18 protein-coding genes, 1 tRNA gene and 1 pseudogene are annotated in these 20,665 nt (G+C 65.2%); 6 read left to right on the forward strand and 14 right to left on the reverse strand.

Going from position 1 to position 20,665, the window contains the following annotated elements:
- Nucleotides 1–173 precede the first annotated feature (173 nt).
- The gene (locus ACDH77_RS08170; RefSeq protein WP_109290681.1) at nt 174–758 is read right to left on the reverse strand and encodes an FMN-dependent NADH-azoreductase; all 585 of its coding nucleotides are present in this window, start codon (nt 756–758) and stop codon (nt 174–176) included.
- A gap of 100 nt (nt 759–858) precedes the next feature.
- Between ACDH77_RS08170 and ACDH77_RS08175 the strand changes: the two genes are divergently transcribed.
- The 3 genes from ACDH77_RS08175 (at nt 859) to ACDH77_RS08185 (ending at nt 3,290) form a co-directional block, all read left to right on the forward strand.
- Nucleotides 859–1,875 (forward strand): LysR family transcriptional regulator, encoded by a 1,017-nt coding sequence (locus ACDH77_RS08175; protein ID WP_003485786.1) that lies wholly within the window; start codon nt 859–861, stop codon nt 1,873–1,875.
- A 368-nt stretch (nt 1,876–2,243) separates the two neighbouring features.
- A tRNA-Ser gene (locus ACDH77_RS08180) sits at nt 2,244–2,333 on the forward strand.
- 351 nt (nt 2,334–2,684) lie between these two features.
- The gene (locus ACDH77_RS08185) at nt 2,685–3,290 is read left to right on the forward strand and encodes a DUF488 family protein (RefSeq protein WP_014089929.1); all 606 of its coding nucleotides are present in this window, start codon (nt 2,685–2,687) and stop codon (nt 3,288–3,290) included.
- A gap of 72 nt (nt 3,291–3,362) precedes the next feature.
- On the opposite strand, the gene ACDH77_RS08190 is transcribed toward ACDH77_RS08185, so the two are convergent.
- The 4 genes and pseudogenes from ACDH77_RS08190 to ACDH77_RS08205 all read right to left on the reverse strand — a co-directional run.
- Nucleotides 3,363–5,474 carry a methyl-accepting chemotaxis protein gene (locus tag ACDH77_RS08190; protein WP_029819170.1) on the reverse strand — a complete coding sequence of 704 codons (2,112 nt, stop codon included), beginning with the start codon at nt 5,472–5,474 and terminating at the stop codon, nt 3,363–3,365.
- A 269-nt stretch (nt 5,475–5,743) separates the two neighbouring features.
- Nucleotides 5,744–6,934, reverse strand: coding sequence for an FAD-dependent monooxygenase (locus ACDH77_RS08195; protein ID WP_029819171.1), 1,191 nt, complete (start codon nt 6,932–6,934; stop codon nt 5,744–5,746).
- A 35-nt stretch (nt 6,935–6,969) separates the two neighbouring features.
- A complete protein-coding gene (locus ACDH77_RS08200; protein WP_017155047.1) occupies nt 6,970–7,434 on the reverse strand; it encodes a MarR family winged helix-turn-helix transcriptional regulator in 465 nt (154 codons plus the stop codon).
- Between the two features lie 42 nt (nt 7,435–7,476).
- Nucleotides 7,477–7,646 (reverse strand): annotated as a pseudogene (locus tag ACDH77_RS08205) (MarR family transcriptional regulator); the annotation flags it as partial.
- Nucleotides 7,647–7,907: 261 nt separating this feature from the next.
- Here ACDH77_RS08205 and ACDH77_RS08210 point away from each other — a divergent pair.
- Nucleotides 7,908–10,763 carry a PAS domain-containing sensor histidine kinase gene (locus ACDH77_RS08210; RefSeq protein ID WP_057681540.1) on the forward strand — a complete coding sequence of 952 codons (2,856 nt, stop codon included), beginning with the start codon at nt 7,908–7,910 and terminating at the stop codon, nt 10,761–10,763.
- 114 nt (nt 10,764–10,877) lie between these two features.
- On the opposite strand, the gene ACDH77_RS08215 is transcribed toward ACDH77_RS08210, so the two are convergent.
- Both ACDH77_RS08215 and ACDH77_RS08220 read right to left on the reverse strand, forming a co-directional pair.
- Nucleotides 10,878–11,222 (reverse strand): response regulator, encoded by a 345-nt coding sequence (locus tag ACDH77_RS08215; protein ID WP_031422223.1) that lies wholly within the window; start codon nt 11,220–11,222, stop codon nt 10,878–10,880.
- Nucleotides 11,223–11,347: 125 nt separating this feature from the next.
- Nucleotides 11,348–11,554 (reverse strand): hypothetical protein, encoded by a 207-nt coding sequence (locus ACDH77_RS08220; RefSeq protein ID WP_033478913.1) that lies wholly within the window; start codon nt 11,552–11,554, stop codon nt 11,348–11,350.
- Between ACDH77_RS08220 and ACDH77_RS08225 the strand changes: the two genes are divergently transcribed.
- Nucleotides 11,520–13,037: an ATPase domain-containing protein gene (locus ACDH77_RS08225; protein ID WP_372353816.1), complete on the forward strand. Its 1,518-nt coding sequence runs from the start codon at nt 11,520–11,522 to the stop codon at nt 13,035–13,037. The genes ACDH77_RS08220 and ACDH77_RS08225 overlap by 35 nt on opposite strands.
- Complete coding sequence (locus tag ACDH77_RS08230; protein ID WP_372353817.1) at nt 13,024–15,096, forward strand: ATP-binding protein; 2,073 nt, start codon at nt 13,024–13,026, stop codon at nt 15,094–15,096. Before ACDH77_RS08225 ends, ACDH77_RS08230 begins: the two co-directional genes overlap by 14 nt.
- Nucleotides 15,097–15,450: 354 nt before the next feature.
- On the opposite strand, the gene ACDH77_RS08235 is transcribed toward ACDH77_RS08230, so the two are convergent.
- From ACDH77_RS08235 to ccmC, 7 genes are all read right to left on the reverse strand, one after another.
- Nucleotides 15,451–16,158 (reverse strand): tetratricopeptide repeat protein, encoded by a 708-nt coding sequence (locus ACDH77_RS08235; RefSeq protein WP_372353818.1) that lies wholly within the window; start codon nt 16,156–16,158, stop codon nt 15,451–15,453.
- On the reverse strand, nt 16,152–16,649 hold the full coding sequence (locus ACDH77_RS08240) for a cytochrome c-type biogenesis protein (protein ID WP_029819177.1): 498 nt from the start codon (nt 16,647–16,649) through the stop codon (nt 16,152–16,154). Before ACDH77_RS08240 ends, ACDH77_RS08235 begins: the two co-directional genes overlap by 7 nt.
- A complete protein-coding gene (locus ACDH77_RS08245; RefSeq protein WP_372353819.1) occupies nt 16,646–17,188 on the reverse strand; it encodes a DsbE family thiol:disulfide interchange protein in 543 nt (180 codons plus the stop codon). The genes ACDH77_RS08240 and ACDH77_RS08245 overlap by 4 nt, the downstream gene beginning before the upstream one ends.
- A complete protein-coding gene (locus ACDH77_RS08250) occupies nt 17,185–19,173 on the reverse strand; it encodes a heme lyase CcmF/NrfE family subunit (protein WP_008574945.1) in 1,989 nt (662 codons plus the stop codon). The genes ACDH77_RS08245 and ACDH77_RS08250 overlap by 4 nt, the downstream gene beginning before the upstream one ends.
- A 63-nt stretch (nt 19,174–19,236) precedes the next feature.
- Nucleotides 19,237–19,707 (reverse strand): cytochrome c maturation protein CcmE, encoded by a 471-nt coding sequence (ccmE, locus tag ACDH77_RS08255; protein ID WP_008574946.1) that lies wholly within the window; start codon nt 19,705–19,707, stop codon nt 19,237–19,239.
- A complete protein-coding gene (gene ccmD, locus ACDH77_RS08260; protein WP_008574947.1) occupies nt 19,704–19,910 on the reverse strand; it encodes a heme exporter protein CcmD in 207 nt (68 codons plus the stop codon). The genes ccmE and ccmD overlap by 4 nt, the downstream gene beginning before the upstream one ends.
- Complete coding sequence (gene ccmC, locus ACDH77_RS08265) at nt 19,907–20,665, reverse strand: heme ABC transporter permease CcmC (protein WP_008574948.1); 759 nt, start codon at nt 20,663–20,665, stop codon at nt 19,907–19,909. Before ccmC ends, ccmD begins: the two co-directional genes overlap by 4 nt.

Raw genomic sequence — 20,665 nt, forward strand, 5'->3', positions numbered from 1 at the left:
GTCGAATGGAGTCTGCGATGTCTGGCGCACATGGTGCGAGGGCGTTTGAGCGCGAGCTTCTTTGCTATTGGAAATCGACACAAGAAAACGGGACCAGCGGTGGTCCCGTTTTTCGCTATGGCAACTCGCAGTCATGACGACCTTTCAACGCGTCAACCCGTCACGCCGCAGGCTTACGCGCTCACAGCAGCCTCTTCTTCCTCACCCAGCCCGGCCAGCGCCGAGGCCAGCGCATCGGCGCGATGCTGCGGCGAATACGCCACACCCTCTGCGCGCACGAAGCTGATGTCGTCGATGCCCAGGAAGCCCAACACCTGGCGCAGATACGGCTCCTGAAAATCGTTCGTCGGATCGGCATACAAGCCACCACGCGCGCTGGCGATGATGACGCGCTTGCCGCCGGCCAGGCCTTCCGCACCATTGGCGGTGTACTGGAAGGTGCGCCCGGCAACTGCAATGCGATCGATCCAGGCCTTGAGCGTGGAGGGGATGGCGAAGTTGTACATCGGTGCGCCAATCACGATGACATCGGCCTGCAGGAACTGCTGCATCACCGCTTCGGCGGCCGCGGCCTCTGCCGGGTCGGTCTGCGCCAGCGTCTGCGCGGTCAGATGCGGAATCGGGTCGCGGTCGAGGTCGCGATACGACACGTCCACCTCGGGATGGCGCCGGCGCTGCTGCTCCACGACGGCGGCGCTGAGCACGCGCGTGACGGAATTGGCGCCTAGCGCGCTGGAATCGAGGTGCAGCAGTTTCATGACGATGACCTGTGGCAAGCGGCAGCGCCGCGGAGGTGTGCAGCCTAGGTCGTTGCTCTGTTGGAATAAAGGTGGTTAAATATCACGTATCGTTCTATCCATGGATACTTGTGCCATGCACGACCTGAATGACCTGTATTACTTTGCGATGGTGGTGGATCACGGCGGCTTTGCCGCTGCCGAGCGTGCGCTTGGCATCCCCAAATCGCGCCTGAGCCGGCGCATCAGCCAACTCGAGACCGACCTGGGTGTGCGCCTGTTGCAGCGCTCCACGCGCCGTTTCGCGGTGACCGACGTCGGCACCAGCGTGCACCGGCACGCGCAAACCATGCTTGCCGAAGCCCAGGCCGCGCGCGAGGTGGTGGATCGTCTCAGCGCCGAGCCGCGCGGTCTTGTACGTGTGAGCGTTCCTGTTTCGCTTGCGCAGATCCAGTTGCCCAAGTTGTTGCCGGAATTCTTGGCCAAGTATCCCAAGGTGCGGCTGCAGCTCAATATCAGCAATCGCCGCGTCGATGTCATCAACGAGGGCTACGACATTGCGCTGCGCGTGCGCTCGCGCCTGGACGACGACGGCAGCCTGGTGATGCGCAGCTTCGGCCAGGTGCAGGAACTGCTGGTTGCCAGCCCCAAATACCTGGATCGCGCCGGTCGCCCCAAGGATCCCAGCGAGCTGGCCAACCACACCACCATGAGCACCAGCGAAGACGAAGCGCATCAGCGCTGGGAGCTGCACGGCCCGAACGGCGAAATGCGCCGCGTCGATCTGCAGCCACGCCTGGCCGGCTTCGACTTCCCGCTGCTGCAGTCGATGGCGCGCGACGGCTTCGGCATCACCATGCTGCCGGAAACCGTGTGCGCCGAAGCGGTGCGCAGCGGCGAGCTGGAAGTGGTGCTGCCGCACTGGTCGCTGCCGCAGGGCATCTGCCATGCCGTGTTCGCCTCGCGTCGCGGCCTGCTGCCGGCAGTGCGGGTGTTCATCGACTTCCTGGCCGAACACCTGCCGCAGGAAATCGAACGCTCGCGCCTGGATTGCGGCGGCAACTGCGCCGAACTGGCGGAGAAGCTCAAGCGTGCCGCCGGCACGGCGCCGCGCCTGGTGGTGGCCGAAGCGGGCTGAGCGTCCGTGACAAAGCTGGCCAAGGCTGGGTTGGCGGCCGAGGCTGGCCGGCACGTATGTTGGCAGTCCGCTAGCTGCTGCGCAGCCGGTGCGCTGCAGCTGTTCGGCAGGTTGCCTGTGTGCTCAGGCATCTTCGCCGACCACGCGGGGTAGTGGCCGAGTACCATCAAGGGAGCGGCGCGCTGCGCCAGCTGACGGCGGTGGTGTCATTGAGCAAAACGCGCCCGGGCATGCGAGAATGCGCGCCCGGGAGCGATCCTTGGAGAACGGCCGCACAGATGTTCGTGCGGCCATAGACAGGGCCACCCGCGCAAGGCGGGTCGCCCGCGTGACATCCGGCGCCTTCGGCGGTCACGTGCAGCAGCATCGGAGAGATGGCCGAGCGGTTTAAGGCACCGGTCTTGAAAACCGGCGAAGGGTCAAACCTTCCGTGGGTTCGAATCCCACTCTCTCCGCCACACGTCGCTGCAAATCGCTCCGCGCCGTGACGCTTCCCCAACGCACACCGCCCGTCTCATCTTCTGTCCCGCACTCAGCGCGATGGTCCCCTGACGATCAATGTGTCATCGGGCTGATCGCTCAGCGACGCGGTCGACCGTGTAGTGCAGATGGTCGCGCTGCCGGCACACCGCTGCCACCGCATTCAGGACGATCTGGAGCGATCAGCCATCACCTTGCTACGGGAATTGCACGCGCTTAAAAAGCCGATGAGCCAGATCCGCGTGCGGGCAGAGGTCGCGTGCCCATCACTTGCTGTGGGCGCTGGCAGTGCTAGTGCTGTATTGCCACTCCGCCTAACTGCTGCTGCGATGCATGACACCTCTCCCCTGATCAACACCGACGCGCCTGGGCTGCAGGCCGCTGGCGATACGGCCGGGATGCTCTGGACAATCGGTCATTCCACCAGGACCTGGGAGGCGTTCGTCGCGTTGTTGAGCGCGCATCGGATTAAGGCAGTGGTGGATGTGCGGCGCTTTCCGGGCTCGCGTCGCTACCCTTGGTTTGCCAGCGACACGATGGCGCATGCACTGGACGCGGCGTCGGTGCGCTATCTGTGGCTGCCCGAGCTGGGTGGACGGCGCAAGGCGCAACCCGGGTCGCCCAATGGCGCGTGGCGCAACGCGGCGTTTCAGGGCTATGCCGACCATATGACCAGCGCCGACTTCGGCGCCGGGCTGGAGCAGGCGACCGCCATGGCACGTGAGCGGCGTACGGCGCTGATGTGCGCCGAAGCACTCTGGTGGCAATGCCATCGCCGCCTTATTGCGGATCTGTTGCTGCACCGGAGGTGGCAGGTGCTGCACATTCTTGGCGAGACCGCGGTGCAGCCGCATCAGTTGAATGCCGATGCGCGCCCGGTTGGGCGCGATCTGATCTATCCGCCGCGACAGGTTGGTCTGTTTTCTGCCGGTTAGGCGCTTGCGGTAGGTCGAGCCCCAGATGATCGCCGCGACCGTCGCTGGTGCGTCGAATGCTATCGCGCGGACTCACAGCACCGTTGCGTTGACCTTGAAGACTTCCACTGCGCGGGTGAGTTGCGCGGAGTGCTGTTCCAACGCATGCGCGGCGGTGCTGGCGGCTTCGACCAGGCGCACATTGTGTTGGGTGGTCTCGTCCATCTGCGCGATGGTGTGATTGACCTGTTCGATACCGCCGGCTTGTTCCTGCGAGGCGGCGGAGATATGGGCCATGATGTCGGTGACGTGCTGGACGCTGGTGACGATTTCGCCCATGGTGGTGCCGGCGGTGTGCACGAGGGTGGAGCCGTCGGCGACGCGTTGTACGGAATCGTCGATGAGCCGCTTGATTTCTTTTGCCGCATCCGAGGAACGGTGCGAGAGCGTGCGCACTTCCGATGCAACAACAGCGAAGCCGCGGCCCTGTTCGCCGGCGCGTGCGGCCTCCACCGCGGCATTGAGGGCCAGGATATTGGTCTGGAAGGCGATGCCGTCGATGACCGAAATGATGTCGGCGATACGTCTGGACGAGGCTTCGATGCCGGACATCTGTTCGATCACCTGGCCGACCACGTCGCGGCCTTCCGAGGCGATGGCGGCGGCGCCGCGTGCGAGCTGGTTGGCGCGGGTGGCATGTTCGGCATTCTGCTTGACGGTGGAGGTCAGCTCTTCCATCGATGCAGCGGTTTCTTCGAGGCTGGCGGCCTGTTGTTCGCTGCGCTGCGCCAGCTGCTGATTGCCGCTGGCGATATCTTCTGCGGCGAAGCTGATGCTGTTGGAGGTTGTCTGGATGCGGGTGACGATGTCGGTGAGGCGGTGCACGGTGCTGTTGGCATCGTCACGCATGGAGGCGAACACGCCGTGGAAGTTGCCGGACATGCGCACGGTGAGGTCGCCATCGGCGATCGCGCGCAGCAGCCCGGAGAAGCTGGCCAGGTTGGTATCGGAGGTGGCCATCATGGTGTTGAGGTTTTCCACCATCAGGCGAAAATCGTGCTCGAACGTTTCCGCCTTGCCGCGGAGTGCAAAGTCGCCTGCGCAGGCGGCCTGGGTCAGTTCCTGGATCTGCGCGTTGATGGCCTGCAGGTTGCGCTTAACCTGCTGCATGGTGGCGGTGATGGCGGATTTTTCGCCCGGATACTGCTCGATGTCCTGGGTGAGATCGCCAATGGCGTAGCTGCCCATGACCTGGGTCATGCGCAATTGGGTCTGCACGTGGGCGTGTACGAGTGCGTTGGTGTCTTGCACCATGTCGCCATATTCGCCGGGAAAACCCTGTGGGTCGGTGCGGTAGCTGATTTCGCCGGCGTCGTGGCGCGCAGCCATGCTGCGTTGCGCCCAGATCACCTCCTGCAGGCGCCGCTGCATCTGCTGCATGGCGCGCAGCAGTTGCCCGGATTCGTCGTTGCTGGTTGCTGCGTCCTGGCTGCGCAGATCGCCGTCGTTGATGCGCTGGGCCAGGCGCAGCGACTGGCGCAGCGGCAGCACCACACTGCGCGTGAGCAGGAACGCGATGGTGGCGCCCAACAGCAGGGCGACGACGGTGGACATCACCATCAGCATCGCAAAGCCGCGCGCGGTGGCAACGGCCTGCCTGGCGGCTTGGCGGTTCTTGGCTTCCTGCAGGTCGATGAAGGCGTTGATGCTGGCCAGCCAGGCAATGAAGGCCGGGCGCGCTTGCTGCAGCAGGTGCTGTTCTGCCTGCGCCTTGTCGGCCGCATCGCGGAACGCGCGCACTTGCGCGATCAGCGGCAGGGTGCGCTGCTCGACGGATTTGATCTGCCGGAGAATGTCTTTCTCTTTTGCATCGGTCGAGCTGGCGATCATGTCGTCGAGCGGTTGCGCAGCGCGTGCGTAATCGGCAGCGAGCTTGTCGATCGATTGTTCGGCGGCGTGGCGCTCTGCGGGGTCGTCCATGAGTACGACGTCGCGCAGAGCAATTGCGCGGTCGTGGACGCTGCCACGGAAATTGATCGCGTAGCGTTGCTTGACGCTGTTGACCTCATTGATGGCGGTGAGTTGCTGGTCGATGCTGCGAACGCGTTGGATGCCCACCACGGTCAGGATCACCATCAAGACGATGATCGCGAGAAAGCCCAGGGCCAGGCGCTGTCCAATGCGCAGATTCGGGAAGAAATGCATAGGGTTCGATCAGTGTTCCGACTGGCGGAAGAGCGGGGGAGTCCCGGCAACGGCAGGGAGACGAATACGCACGCGACAGCGCAAGAGCCAGCGCAACGGCTGCCGCTCAAGTGGTGTCTCGACGTGTTCGTTAGCGACCTCTAGCAGTGGAACTGAAGACGTTGCGTCTGCCGGTTCAGGTGCTGGTGGGGCTGCTCAATGCGCCGAGACACTCGTCGTTCCTGCCTGCAACGCTGCCGCCGGCGGCTTACCGGCGCCTGCAACGGCGCTTAGGGATAACGCGAGAGATCCGGCGCCTTGATCGCCGGCGTCATCCACTTTGCAGCGAGGTTCTGCACGCTTGGCTGGCTGGCGAGTTTGAGTGCGCCATGCAGCAGGTGGATGCCGAGCCGGCTATGCGGGTTCATCAGGCGTGGGCCGATCTTCGGCACGCCCTGGGCCTGCTCGACCATCGGGCGCATGGCGGTGGCGTAGGCAGCGAAGGCCGCGTCCAGCGTGGCGGCCTGGGCGATTTCGTTGGCCAGAACATACGCGCCGGTCACTGCCAGGGTGGCGCCGATCCCGGCCAGTGGCGTCGCGCACCAGGCCGCATCGCCGGTAAGCACGGTGCGACCGCTATGCCAACGCTGCATGCGCACCTGGCGCAGGGCATCGAAGTAGAAGTCGTCGGTGCCATGCATGCCATCGAGCACGCGCGCCGCCTGCCAGCCGGCGTCGGCAAAGCGCTCGTGCAGGTAGGCCTTCTGGGCGTCGATGTCCCAGTCTTGTTCGCCTTCGGGCGGTTTCTGCAGCGAGAGCATGGCGCGCGTGGTGCCGTGCCGGTCGGGTCGCAACGAGATGCTGCGCCCGCCGGTGGTGTGGTACCAGCGCCACAGCGGGTCGTCGTCGGCGCTGCGCGGGATGGTGAAGTAGGCGATGGTCAGATCCATCCAGCGCGGATCGTTTTCCCCCGGGAAGACCTGTTCGCGCGTCGAAGAGCCCACGCCTTCGGCGACGATCACCGCGTCGAAGCGTTCGCTGCAACCGCTTTCGAAGGTGACGGTTGCGGCATCGCTGCCGGCAGCGTCTTCGATGCTGGCGATGCGGTCGCCGAAGCGGTACGTCACATGGCCGCGCGCGGCATCGTAGAGCAGGCGGGCCAGATCGCCGCGCAAGATCTCCAGTTCGGCGGTCGGGCCATCGCCATCGATGTCTTCGGTCTTGAAGGTGGCGACGGCCTGGCCGTGCGCGTCGATCCAGGCGGTGCCTTCTTCGCCGGTTCCCTGGGCCAGCGCGGCCTGTTCCAGGCCCATGCGTTGCAGCACCTCACGGCCGACACCACGTACGTCGATGTTCTGGCCGCCATCGCGAAACCGGGTGGCGCGCTCCACCACGGTGACATCGAAGCCGCGATGGGCGAGTGTCCAGGCGGCAGTGTTGCCGGCGATGCTGGCGCCGGTGATGAGGATACGACGCGGCATTGCTGTCATCCTGGCAGGAAATATCAGGTGTGATATTACACGTCCTGGCCGTGACGCTCCATGTTCGCGATCAGCCGGTGCATCAATGCGACGGTCTGCTGCACCTCGTCGGCGGAAAAGCCTTCCAGCGCCACCGCGTTCATACCCAGCAGCGCACGCCCACCAAGTTCGGCAATCTTGCGCCCGCGGGCGGTGAGCGCCACCAGCGCAGCACGGCGATCCTGCGGGGTCGGGGTGCGCTTGATGAGCTTCAGTCCCTCCAGCTTGTCCAGCAGTGCCACCATGGCCGGCTGCTTCACGGCCGATGCGATGACCAGGTCACGCTGCAGCATCGGGCCTTTCCAGGACAGCAGCATGATCGGGCCAATCAGCGCCAGCGACACGCCGTGCGGCCGCAGTTCGGCGTCCACCAGGCGGTTGAAGACCCGCGCTGCATGGTTGGCCAGATACCCCGGCGCGACCGCAGCCTGCGGATGGATGAGTTCATTCTGATCAAGCATCTGTAAGACCGTGCGTTGCCCTGTGGCTATCGGGCAATGGTACGTCTCCTGCAGTGCGGCATGGCGCTCGTTGCCGCGTGGCACCGCGTGCACGCCCGGCGGCTTGGCTGCCGGGGCGATATCGCGTCGCTGCGCGGCCCGAAGACGGCACGGCCCCATGTGCGCGGGCCGACGGCTGTACCGGCTGTGGCGCAGGCTGCGCGCTGCCGCAAACGCAGGAGCGCAAGCTGCCTGGTTCAGCCATCGCCTGCGGGCGTGGCTGGACGCCACCAGCCATAGGCCAGATGATGGGCGCGAGCGCGCGGCTCGGTCTTGCCGACGCGTCGTGCGCCTGCGGCGACCTGGTCTTTTCAACGGTTGGACATGATGTACGGATGGATGATGGAGATGCTCGCAGCAGGCGACCTCGCGGTCGTGCGCGGTGCGTGCTGGAGCGGCGACCTGCGTGTGGACGCAATGCAGGTACGCCCTCTATGAATGCGGGATTTCCGCACGGCAACAGCGTCATGGCGCAGGCGGTGCGCAGCCACGACTGGGCGGCGAGCCCGCTGGGACCCACCGCTCAGTGGCCATCGCCGTTGCGCAATGCGGTCGATCTGATGCTGGGTTCGCCCGAAAGCATGTATGTGGTGTGGGGCGATGCGCTGACCTTTTTCTACAACGACGCCTACACGCCGATCCTGGGGCCGCGCCAGGCGCAGGCGCTGGGCGCGCCGCTGCGCGTGTTGTGGGCCGATGCCTGGGAGGCGGTGCGCGAGCCGATCGAAGCGGCGTTCGCAGGGCAGGCATCGCGCTTCGAGGAAGTGCCGATCGGCATGAACCGCTATGGCGTGCCGGAGCAGACCTGGTGGACCTTTTCGTTCTCGCCGATCTATCTGGACGATGGCCGGGTGGGCGGCGCGTTCTGCGTCACCAATGAAGTCACCGCGCGCAAGCTGGCGCAGGCGCGGCTGGCCGACGAACACGAGCGCCTGATCCGCTTGTTCGAGCAGGCGCCGATGTTCATGGCGTTCCTGAGCGGGCCGCAGCACCGGGTGGAGTTCGCCAACCCGTGTTATTCGCGCCTGATCGGCCACCGCGATGTGATCGGGCGGCCGTTGGCCGAGGCGCTGCCGGATGCGGTGGAACAGGGACATGTGCGTCGCCTGGACGAGGTGTACCGGTCCGGGCGCGCGTTTTCGGCCAATGCGCTGCCGTACAACGTGCAGGCGGTGCCCGGTGGTCCCGCCGAGCGACGCTTGCTGGATCTGGTCTATCAGCCGATCGCAGGCGCCGATGGCACCATCTCCGGCATCTTCGTGCAGGGCCTGGATATCACCGACCGCATCAGCCTGGAGCGCGCGGTGCGCGAGGCCGAAGTGCGCAACCGTCAAATCCTGGACAGCGTGATGGACTACGCCATCATCGCCACCGATATGCACGGGCGGGTGACGTCGTGGAACGAGGGTGCGCGGCGCATTCTGGGCTGGAGCGAGGTCGAGATGCTCGGGCAAACGCTGCAGCGCACCTTTACGCCGGAAGACGTCGAGCAGCGGCAGATGCTGATCGAGGCCGCTGCCGCGCTGGAAAGCGGCAGCGGCATGGACGAGCGCTGGCACGTGCGCAAATCCGGCGAGCGGTTCTGGGCCAATGGCTCGCTGATGGTGTTGCGCGAAGAAACCGGCGAGGCGATCGGGTTCGTCAAGGTGTTGCGCGACCGCACCGCCGAGCGGCTGGCCAGCGAAGCGCTGCAAAAGAGCGAGCGGCGCCTGGACGCACTGGTACGCGCGTCATCGCAATCGATTTTTTCCGCCAGTGCCCACTGGCGCGAATGGCGCCAATTGGTCGGCGACGGTGTGCTGAGCGATGCGGTGTCGGCCACGCCCGACTGGCAGGCGATGGTGCACCCGGACGACCGCGCGCGATTGGCGCAAGCGCTTGCGCAGGCGACTGCCACCAAGTCTGGTGTGGATGTGGAATACCGGGTGCTCGGCACGGATGGGCAGGTGGGCTGGACCTTGATGCGCGCGATTCCGTTGCTGGATGAGCGCGAACAGATCGCCGAATGGTTCGGCACCTCTGCCGACATCACCGACAAACGCGTGGCCGAAGAGCAGCTGCGGCAACTGACCGAGACGCTGGAAGAGCGCGTGCGCGAACGCAGCGCGGCGTTGTTGCTTGCCGAAGAGAAGCTGCGTCAGAGCCAGAAGATGGAAGCGGTGGGGCAGCTGACCGGCGGGCTGGCGCACGACTTCAACAATCTGCTCACTGCCATCAGTGTCGGCCTGGAGTTGCTGCAGACGCGCATCGAACAGGGCAAGTACGACCGGCTGGAGCGCTATGTGGAAATGGCGCAATCCAGCGCGGCGCGCGCCACTGCCTTGACCCAGCGGTTGCTGGCGTTTTCGCGCCGGCAGACGCTGGCGCCCACCGCGCTGGATGTGGAGGAGCTGGTGCGTGGCATGCACGACATCATTGCGCGCACGCTGGGGCCGTCGATCGCGCTGCAGCTGCGTCCGGCAGACCAAGCGTGGCAGGTGCTGGTGGACGCGCCGCAGCTGGAAAACGCGCTGCTCAATCTCTGCATCAACGCGCGCGATGCCATGCCCGATGGTGGGCAGCTCACCATCAGCCTGCACAACCGCGCGCTGGATGCCGCTGCCGCCCAGCAGCTGGAGCTGCCGCCTGGCGATTACGTGTGCCTGAGTGTGCAGGACACCGGTACCGGCATGACGGCCGAGGTCATGGCCAAGGTGTTCGAACCGTTTTTCACCACCAAGCCCATCGGCCAGGGCACCGGGTTGGGCCTGTCGATGATCTATGGGTTCACTCGACAGTCCGGCGGGCATGTGCGCATCGATTCGGAAGTGGGCGTGGGCACCACCATGGCCTTGTACCTGCCGCGCTTCACCGGCGTGCTGGCGCAAGACGACGTGGCACCTGCTGATGCGCCGCTGCAGCGCAATGCTGCGCACAGTCGCACCGTGTTGCTGGTGGAGGACGAAACCGCGATTCGTGTCTTGATCTCCGAAGTACTCACCGAAGCCGGCTACCGCGTGATCGAAACCGCCGAGGGCAGTGCGGCGGTGGAGCGCTTGCGCTCGCAAGAGCACATCGATGTGCTGGTGACCGACGTCGGCCTGACCGGCGGCCTCAATGGGCGACAGGTTGCCGACGCCGGGCGGCAATCGCGTCCTGCACTGCCGGTGCTGTTCGTCACCGGCTATGCGGCCAGCGCCGCGGTGGGCGCGGGCCAGCTCGACGATGGCATGGAAGTGTTGACCAAACCATTCCAGGCCATCGAGCTGGAGCGGCGGGTGGCGCAGTTGCTGGAGCGTCGCGCGCGCTAATCAGGTGCCGGTGCTGCTGCGAGCCGCTCGTTGCACCGGCATCGATCGCCTGAGACATGCGTATCGCAGCGAACGTGGCGCAAAGACGCAGCGGGCTTGCGCGGTTGGGCCTGCCTAGAGCGCCGTCTGTACGATGCCCAGCAGATCGCGCAAGGAAAATGGCTTGGTCAAAAGACGCATGCCGGTATCCAGAAAGTCGGCACGTTTGGCGATTTCGCCTGCGTAGCCAGTCATGAAGACGATGGGCATTGCGGGGTAGAGCATGCGCGCCTGATCGGCAAGGTCGCGCCCGTTCATGCCGGGCAGGCAGATGTCCGACAGCAGCAGATCGAACGGGCATGCCCTGGTCAGTTGCGTCAGCGCGTGTTCGGCGTCGGCAGACGCCACCACGTGGTAGCCCTCGTCGCCAAGAATGTCTGCAGCCATCTCGCGGATTGCATCGTCGTCTTCGACCAACAGGATGCGTGCGTTGGGTAATGCGTGAGCCACTGCGGTCCTCGAGCGATCGCAATGCTGCGATGCTTCGAGATGCACATTAGGCGCGCCTGCGTGACGGCGGCGTGCGATGCTGCAACACGATGCGTTCACCGCTGTTGCCAACGCCATGCGCCACCAGTCGGATGATCGAAAAACAGCGCAATTCTGCTGATCTGCGATACCTGCAGCAGCGATGCCGTGAATCGCGTCAAGCAAAGCAAGCTGATCAGTTCAGTCGCGCCCACCGGCCAATAACGCGCACGTGTTAAATTCAGCTCTATGAAGAACGTGACGCCGATGATCGCAAACCGCATCACCACTGGCAGCACCGGGCTCGACACTATCTTACGAGGTGGGCTGCCCGCCAACCGTTTGTACCTGCTTGAAGGCCAGCCTGGTGCGGGCAAAACGACGCTTGCACTGCAGTTCCTGCTGGATGCTGCGGCCAAGGGCGAGAGTTGCTTGTATGTGACCTTGTCGGAAACCATCGACGAGCTCACTGAAGTGGCTGCTTCGCACCATTGGTTGTTGGAGTCCCTGCATATCTTTGAGCTGGCATCAGCAGAGGCCTTCCTGGGCGAAGGGCGGCAGCAATCCATCCTGCATCCGTGGGAGATGGAGCTCGATGGCACCATCAAGCTCATCCAGGCCGAAGTGGACCGGGTGAAGCCGACGCGGGTGGTGTTCGATTCGTTGTCCGAGTTGCGCCTGCTCGCGCAGGATTCGCTGCGCTATCGGCGCCAGGTGCTGGCGCTCAAGCAGTATTTCGCGCCGCGCAACATCACGGTGTTTCTGGTGGACGATCTCACCGGCGAAAACGGCGAGCGGGATGCGCATTTGCACAGCCTGTGCCACGGGGTGATTTCGCTCGAGCGCACGACGCTGGAGTTCGGTGCGGCGCGGCGCCGCATGCAGGTGCGGAAATTGCGTGGCGTGGATTTCATCGCCGGCTATCACGACCTGGCCATCGTCACCGGCGGCATGCGTATCTATCCACGTTTGATCGCCTCCGACCACCACCGGCCATTTATCGGCGAACCGGTACCAAGCGGCGTGGAGCGTATCGATGCATTGCTGCACGGCGGCCCGTTGCGCGGGACCAGCACGCTGCTGACCGGGCCAGCCGGCTCGGGCAAGACCAATCTGGCCCTGCAGTTCGTGGTTGCCGCGTGCGAGCGCGGCGAGCATTGCTGCGTGCTGGAGTTCGACGAGCGCACCGGCACCTTGTTGAAGCGTGCCGAAGGCCTGAGCATGGATCTGCGCAAATATATGGACGCGGGTCTGCTGGAGCTGCATCAGATGGATCCGGCCGAAGTCACGCCGGGCGAATTCGCCTGGACGGTGCGTGGCAGCGTGGAGGAGCGCGCGTGCCGCATTCTGGTGATCGACAGCCTCAACGGGTATCTGGCGTCGATGCCGCAGGAAAAGCAGCTGATGTTGCAGATGCACGAGCTGTTGTCGTATCTCAACCAGAGCGGGGTGACCACGTTCCTGATCAACCCGCAGCAGGGGCTGGTCGGCAGCATGGCGACCAGTAGCACCCTCAATGTCTCCTACATGGCCGACACCGTCGTCTTGCTGCGCTTTTTCGAGGCGAAAGGACGCATCCGCAAGGCGTTGTCGGTGATCAAGAATCGCAGTGGCGCGCACGAAGATGCGATTCGCGAATTGCGCATCGGCAGCAGCGGTCTTCAACTGAGCGAGCCGCTGGAGAAATTCCACGGCGTGTTGACCGGTACGCCGCAGTTTGTCGGAGACGACGGCCCGTTGCTGGATCGTCCCCTTGAATATCTGTGACGCGGACGGCTCCATCGTCCATATCATCGCGCCGTTCGGCCGCGACGCGCAGAGCATTGCCAGCATCGTTGGCGAACGCGGGCTGACATGCCGGGTCCATGCCACGCTGGGCGCGCTGGCAGGCGACCTGCACGATGGCTCCGGCGTGGTGGTACTGACCGAAGAAGCCATCCGTGGCGACCTGCATGCGCTGTCGCACATCCTGCAAGGCCAGCAGGCCTGGTCGGACATTCCGTTCGTGTTGTTGCGTACGCCGCGTGGCGCGTACAACCGCCGGCAGGTGCGGCTGCCGGCCGACATGACCAACGTCATCGAGTTGGAGCGGCCGCTGAGCTCGGCTTCGTTGCTGAGCGCCATCTCCACCGCGTTGCGCGCACGGCAGAAGCAGTTCGTCATCCGCGACCAGCTGGCGCAGTTGGCCGAAAGCCGCACCGCGCTGGCGCAGAGCGAGGCCGAACTGCGACGTGTCACCGATGCGCTGCCGGTGCTGATCGCCTTCATCGACAAGAACCTGATCTACCGCTTTGCCAATCGTTCGTACGAAGACTGGATTGGTGTGCCGCCTGCCGATGTGATCGGGCGGCCGCTGGTGGATGTGGTGGGGCCTGCGGTGGTCGAACAGCGCCGCGCCTGGATCGAGGCCGCATTGGCCGGGCAGACATTGACCATCGAGACCAGTTGGCCGCATGCCGATGGCCGGCGCCGCGATGCGGAAATCCGCTACATGCCGCGCTTTGATGCAGATGGCAAGGTGGATGGATTCCATGTGTTCGCCACCGATGTGACCACGCGTGCGCTGGCGCTGGAATCGATCCAGCAACAGGCCAACCTGCTGGAAGCCAAGGTGGCCGAACGGACCGCCGAGTTGCAGCAGCAGATGCTGGCGCGCGAATCCAGCGAAGCGGCACTGCGCCAGGCGCAGAAAATGGAAGCGGTGGGCCAGCTCACCGGCGGCATTGCACACGATTTCAACAACATGCTCACCGGCATCCTGTCTGCGCTGGATCTGGCGCGGCTGCGCATCGACCAGGGGCGCACCGAAGGGCTGGGTCGCTTTCTGGATGTGGCCTCTGCCTCGGCATTGCGCGCAGCTGCGCTCACCCAGCGCCTGCTGGCATTCTCGCGGCGTCAGTCGCTACAGGCGCGGGATCTGCAGTTGAACGATCTGGTGGTGTCGCTGCAGGAGTTGCTGGCGCGCACGTTGGGCGAATCGGTGCGCCTGGAGATCGATCTCTGTGCGGAACTGCCGCAGGCGTACGTTGACGAGAATCAGCTGGAAAGCGCACTGATCAACCTGGCCATCAACGCGCGCGATGCCATGCCCGACGGTGGGCAGCTGCGTATCGCAACCCGGCAGCTGCAGGTGGAAGATCAGCCGCTGGAACTCGGGCGTGGCATCGCCTTGGCGCCGGGGAATTACGTGGTGGTGTCGGTTGCAGACACCGGAACCGGCATGCCCGCCGACGTGCTTGAACGCGTGTTCGAGCCGTTCTACACCACCAAGCCGATCGGCCAGGGCACCGGCCTGGGCATGTCGATGATCTACGGCTTCATGCAGCAGTCCAATGGGCAGGTGTGGGTGGAGTCGCAGCCGGGCGCGGGCACCACCGTCAGCCTGTATCTGCCCGCCGGGGTTGCGGCGCAAACCGCGGTGCCGCAGACGCAGAGCGATGCGGTGCTGGCAGGGCAGGGCCAGCATGTGCTGGTGGTGGAAGACGACGAGCAGGTGCGGCTGCTGGTCACCGAACTGCTCAGCGAGCTGGGTTACCAGGCCGACGTGGTGGCCGACGCGGACGCGGCACTGCCGATTCTTGCCTCGGCACGGCGGATCGACCTGCTGGTCACCGATGTCGGCTTGCCGGGCCTCAACGGACGCCAGTTGGCCGAGATCGCGCGGCAGTCGCGGCGCGATCTGCCGGTGATCTTCATGACCGGCTACGCAGAAACGGCACGCGACCGTGGCGAATTTCTCGGCGAAGGCATGAGCATGATCGCCAAGCCATTTACGCTGGGCGAGTTCAGTGGAAAGCTGCACGATGTGCTGGGGCCTTCGGCCTGAGTGCAGATAACGCGATGTAGCGAGCCGGTCGAACGTGGATGATGCAGGGGAGCGGCGTGTACGCGTGCTCGCTTTCGCTCTTGCGTGGCGATCTGTCTGCCTCGCGATTGCCCGGCCTTTTCGGTAGATGCGCTCCAGCTGGCACGCTGGCGCGAGAGGCTGCAATGCGATGACGTGCGTTCTGCCGCAACTGCACGGCACGATGCGTCGCACTTGAGTGCACGATGCGATGACGCGGAGTGTTTGCGCCAGGTGCCGCGTCTTGCGCGTGAACCGGCTGCTTGGCATTGCGCACGCGCTGTGCAATTGCGCTGCAGCCATCGCAATCAAGCCGCATCACGCAGGCTGCGTTGCTCAGCGCGTCCCACGCGCGGATTGCCGCGCGCTGGCCATCGATTCGGCCACCGCGATCTTGTCTGCCACCGCCTTCTGCATCGGCGATCCGGTTTCCAGCAAACCGTGCAGATGCCGCCAGTGCGCAGTGGCGGCGGCGAAGTCCTGCTGCTGAAAATCGCTGATGCCTAGCAACCAGAGCCCACGCTGGTTGTCCGGCTCGCGTGCGATCACCTGCTGCAGGCGTGTGCGCGATGCGGCGTCGATGGCGAAATCGGCGTGCGTGGCCATATCCGCCGCCACCCAGCCCACAATGGCGGCGCTGATGTCGGGAGCGATCTTGAGCACTTGTGCATACGCCTCGCGCGCCTCGGCGGGTCGGTCGTTCTGCTCGAATGTCTTGGCCTGCTGCATGAAGCGATCCAGCGCCTGCGCCTGCGCATCGGCAGGGGTGCTTGCCGCTTGCGCCTGCCCTGCATCCGCAGAGGGTGGCAGCGAGGCGACTTGCCCTGGCTGCGCTGCATACATCTGCGTGACGATCGCCTCCGGCGCGCCCACCAGCCGGTACAACCCGGCCGTGGCCAGCGGCAGGCCCAGTCCCAGCAGAATTGCCAAGCGGTAACGCGCACGACCGCTGCCGGTTGGGCGGCGCAGCAGCGGTGCCAGCAACAGCAGCAAGGCCAGCGCCACCAGCACGGCGCTTGCGATATAAAAACCCGCCATCACCATTGGTCCTCCACTTGCGGCGCCACCGGCGTGCCGGCGCGCGCACGGGTGCGCACGGTGTGGATGACCACGCCGGCACCTGCAAGCAACATCAGCGCCGGCCCGAACCACAGCAGCCAGGTGCCGCGTGTGACCGGCGGGTCGTACAGCACGAAATCCGAATAGCGATCGACCATGTACTGCTTGATCTGCGCATCGCTCTTGCCGGCCTGCAGTTGCGCGAACACCTGATGCCGCAAATCGCGCGCCAGGCTCGCGTTGGAATCGGCCAGGTTTTCGTTCTGACATACCAGGCAGCGCAGTTGCGCGGTCAAGCGCTGGTAGCGCGCCTCCTCGCTGCGGTTCTTGAACGGCAGCGGATCCACGGCCTGCGCTGCCAACGAGGGCGCCAGCAGCATGCCAAGCAGCAACACCAGCAACAAACGCACACGGCGGCCTTGCGCGCGCCAATGCCAGCGCCAATGCCACCGTCGTGTGTGACGCGCCGCCATCACGGCGTACCCTTGGGCAGCGCGGCGATGGCCGGAAGCAACTCGTCGTTGATGGCATCCGGGGTCAGCACGCCGATGTGCTTGTAGCGGATCACGCCCTGCGCATCGATCAGGAACGTCTCCGGTGCGCCGTAGACACCGAAGTCGATGGCGGTCTGGCCGGCTTCATCGGCGATCACCACTGCATACGGGTTGCCGAGTCGCGCGAGCCAGGCGGTGGCGTCGGCGGGCACGTCCTTGTAGTTGTAGCCGATCAGCGGCACGCCAAGCCGGCTGGCCTGGGCCATCAACACCGGGTGTTCGTGCACGCATTCGGCGCACCAGCTGCCGAACACATTCAACACGTAGGGTTTGCCCAGCAACTGGTCACGACCGACGCGTTGCGCCGGGTGGTCCAGCCGCGGCAACGAGAACGCCGGTGCCGGTTTGCCGATCAACGGCGACGGTACGTCGCGCGGATTGTGCTGCATGGTCCGCAGGATGCCGACGCCGAACAGCGCCGCCAGCAATACGAAGCCCAGCAAGGGCAGCAGACGATTCACGGGTGCGATTCCTGTGCGATGACGAGCGCTGGTTGCGCCGGAGAAGCGGCCAAGGGGTGTGCAGTCACCGGTGCACGAAAGCGGCGTGCGCAGGCGCTGACGAAGCCGCCGAGCATCATCAGCAGGCCACCGGCCCAGATCCAGCGAATGAAGGGCTTGTAGTACAGGCGCAGCGTCCAGTCGTTTTCGATGTGCTCATCGTCCAAGGGCTCGCCCAGCGCCACATACAGGTCGCGGGTGATGCCGGGATCGATGGCCGATTCGGTCTGGATCCGCTCGCTGCTGTACAGGCGTTTTTGCGGATGCAGTTGCGCGACCACCTGGCCGTTGCGGCTGACCTGCACGCTGCCTTGTTCGGCCTTCCAGTTCGGCCCATCCACCAACTGCACGCCATCGAAGCGGAAGCTGTAGCCGGCGATCTGCGCGCTCTGGCCGGGCGACAGCCGTACATCGCGTTCCACCGACAGGCTTTCGGAGACCAGCACGCCGGCAACGAACACCGCCACGCCCGCATGCGCGATCAGCATGCCGGCCATTTCCGCCGGGAAGCGCCGCCCGCGCGGCATGTCGCGCCAGCGTTTGACCACGTACAACGCGGTGCCCGCAGCCACCCATGCGGCCACACCCATGCCGGCGATCGCCTTGGCCTGGCCATCGGCAAACACACTGCCGACCAGGGCGCAGGCGATCGCGGCGATGCCTGCGCGTGTGCCGAGTGCTTTCAACGGTGCGGCTTCGGCCTTGCCCCAGCGCAGGTAGGGGCCGAACGGCAGCAACAGCACCACCGGCAACATCAACAACGGAAACAGCAGGCCGAAGTAGGGCGGCCCGACCGAGACCTTGCCCAGCGCAAACGCGTCGGCGATCAGCGGGAACAAGGTGCCCAGCAACACCATGGCCGCGGCCACGGTGAGCAGTAGGTTGCCGATGAGAATGCCGGTTTCGCGCGAGGCGGCGGCAAAGGGTTTGCCGCTGGCGATCTTGGGCGCGCGCAGTGCATACAACAGCAACGAGCCGCCGACGACGGCAACCAGAAAAATGAGGATGTACAGGCCACGGCGCGGATCGGCCGCAAACGCGTGCACCGAGGTCAGCACGCCCGAGCGCACCAGGAAGGTGCCCAGCAACGAGAGCGAAAACGCCAGGATCGACAGCAGGATGGTCCACGCGCGCAGGCTGCCGCGTTTTTCGGTGACCGCCTGGGAGTGGATCAACGCAGTGCCGACCAGCCAGGGCATGAAACTGGCGTTTTCCACCGGGTCCCAGAACCACCAGCCGCCCCAGCCCAGTTCCGCATAGGCCCACCAGCTGCCGGCGACGATGCCGGCGGTCAGGCAGGCCCAGGCCACATTGGTCCACGGCCGTGCCCAGCGCACCCAGGCCTGTTCCAGTTCGCCGCCGAGCAATGCCGCCACTGCGAATGCGAAGGCCACCGAAAACCCGACATAGCCGGTGTACAGCACCGGCGGGTGGAAGGTCATGCCGGGGTCCTGCAACACCGGATTGAGTTCGTTGCCATCCAGCGGAATCGGCGACAGCCGCCCGAACGGATTGGAGGTCAGCAGGATGAAGGCCAGAAAGCCCACCGAAATCAGCCCCAAGATCGCCAGCACGCGGGCGGCGAAGTGCTGCGGCAGGTGCCGGCTGAAGGCGGCCAGCAGCACCGTCCAGGTGGCGAGGATGGCGATCCACAACAGCAACGAGCCTTCGTGCGCGCCCCACACCGCCGCAACGCGGTAGTACCAGGGCAGGGCAATGTTGGCGTTGGCGGCGACGTAGCCCACCGAAAAATCCAGCGACAACAACGACCAGGCGAGCAGGCCGAACGCCATCCACACGAACACCGCCTGGCCCACCGCCGCAGGCCGCGCGACACCCATCAACGCGGTGTTGCCGCGCCACGCACCGATCAAGGGCACTACACCCTGGGCGAGCGATAACAGCAGTGCCAGGATCAGTGCGATCTGGCCAAGTTCAGGCGTCATGGGCGGATCGCAAGGCGAAACGGAAGGGAAGTCATGAGGTGCGTGGCAGCGACCGAAAGCGCATCAACGCGGTGCGGTCAGCGGCGTGGCGGTGGCGGGGAGTGGTTTTCCGGCATGGCCTTCGGCCATGGCGTCCTTCAGCTCTTTCGGCATGTAGGTCTCGTCGTGCTTGGCCAGCACTTCGTTGGCGACGAAGTGCCCGCCCTGCATGCGCCCGTTGGCGATGACCGACTGGTTGTCGCGAAACAGATCCGGAAGAATGCCGGTGTACTCCACCTGGGTGGCCGCGTTTTTATCGATGACGGTGAAGCTGACTTTCAGCGAATCACCGGCACGCTGGATCGAACCGGCCTTGACCATGCCACCGAGCCGGAATTGCTGGTAACCGGCGGCTTCCCCCGCGCTGACCTGGCTTGGCGTGAACAGGTAGCTCATGTTCCGCTGCAAAGCGAACACGATGAGCGTGACGGCCAACGCGGCGGCGCTGAGTACACCGATCACCCACCACAGACGTTGTCTACGCGTGGCGTTCATGGCGCGTCGCGCTCCAGTGCCGGTGCCGGTTGATCGCGTGCACGACGCGGCACCTGCCGCTGCAACTGGCCGCGCAGTTCACGCGGCAAGCGGCGGCGACGCAGCCAGGGCGCTGCAAGATCGGCCAGCAGCACCAGCACGAATACTGCATAAGCGGTCCACACGTATTGGCCGTAGCCGCCCATCGCCAGAAAGGCGCTCATGCGCTGCGCTCCGTCAACACGATGCGGCGGACCCAGTCCTTGCCGCTTTCAAGCGCCAGCAAGTCCACCCGCACGCGGCCGAACAGGCTCGCAACGTAATAGCACTTGGTTGCCAGCATCATGGTCAGCAGCGGCCACAGCATGTCTGCGCTCATCTTGGAGGGGCCGAGCAGGCGCACGGTGGAACCCTGGTGCAGCGTGTTCCACCACACCACCGAGTAATGCACGATGGGCAGATTCACCAGACCCACCAGTGCGAGCAAGCCGGCCGCGCGCATCGCCTGGCGGCGGTCTTCCACGGCGTAATACAGGCCCAGCACGCCCAGGTACAAAAACAGCAGCAGCAACTCGGAGGTGAGCCGCGCATCCCAGGTCCACCAGGTGCCCCACATCGGCTTGCCCCACAGCGCGCCGGTGCACAGGGTGATGAAGGTGAAGGCTGCGCCGATCGGCGCCGAGGCCATGGCGACCACTTCGGCCAGCTTGATGCGCCACACCAGCGCAATGAACGCCGAAACGCCCATTGCCGCGTAGATGAAAAGACTCATCCAGGCGCTGGGCACATGGATGAAGATGATGCGGTAGGCATCGTGCTGCTGGTAATCCGGCGGTGCCAGTACCAGGCCGCCGTAGGCTGCGACCGCGCCGAGCAGCGCGGCCAGCCCCAGCGCCCACGGGCGCACGCTGCCGGCGACACGATAGAACGTCGGTGGCGAGCTGAGTCGATGCAGCCACAAGGGAATCCACTTGGCCAT

Origin of the sequence: Xanthomonas axonopodis pv. maculifoliigardeniae, assembly GCF_041519315.1 — a bacterium.
GTDB classification, from domain to species: domain Bacteria; phylum Pseudomonadota; class Gammaproteobacteria; order Xanthomonadales; family Xanthomonadaceae; genus Xanthomonas; species Xanthomonas euvesicatoria.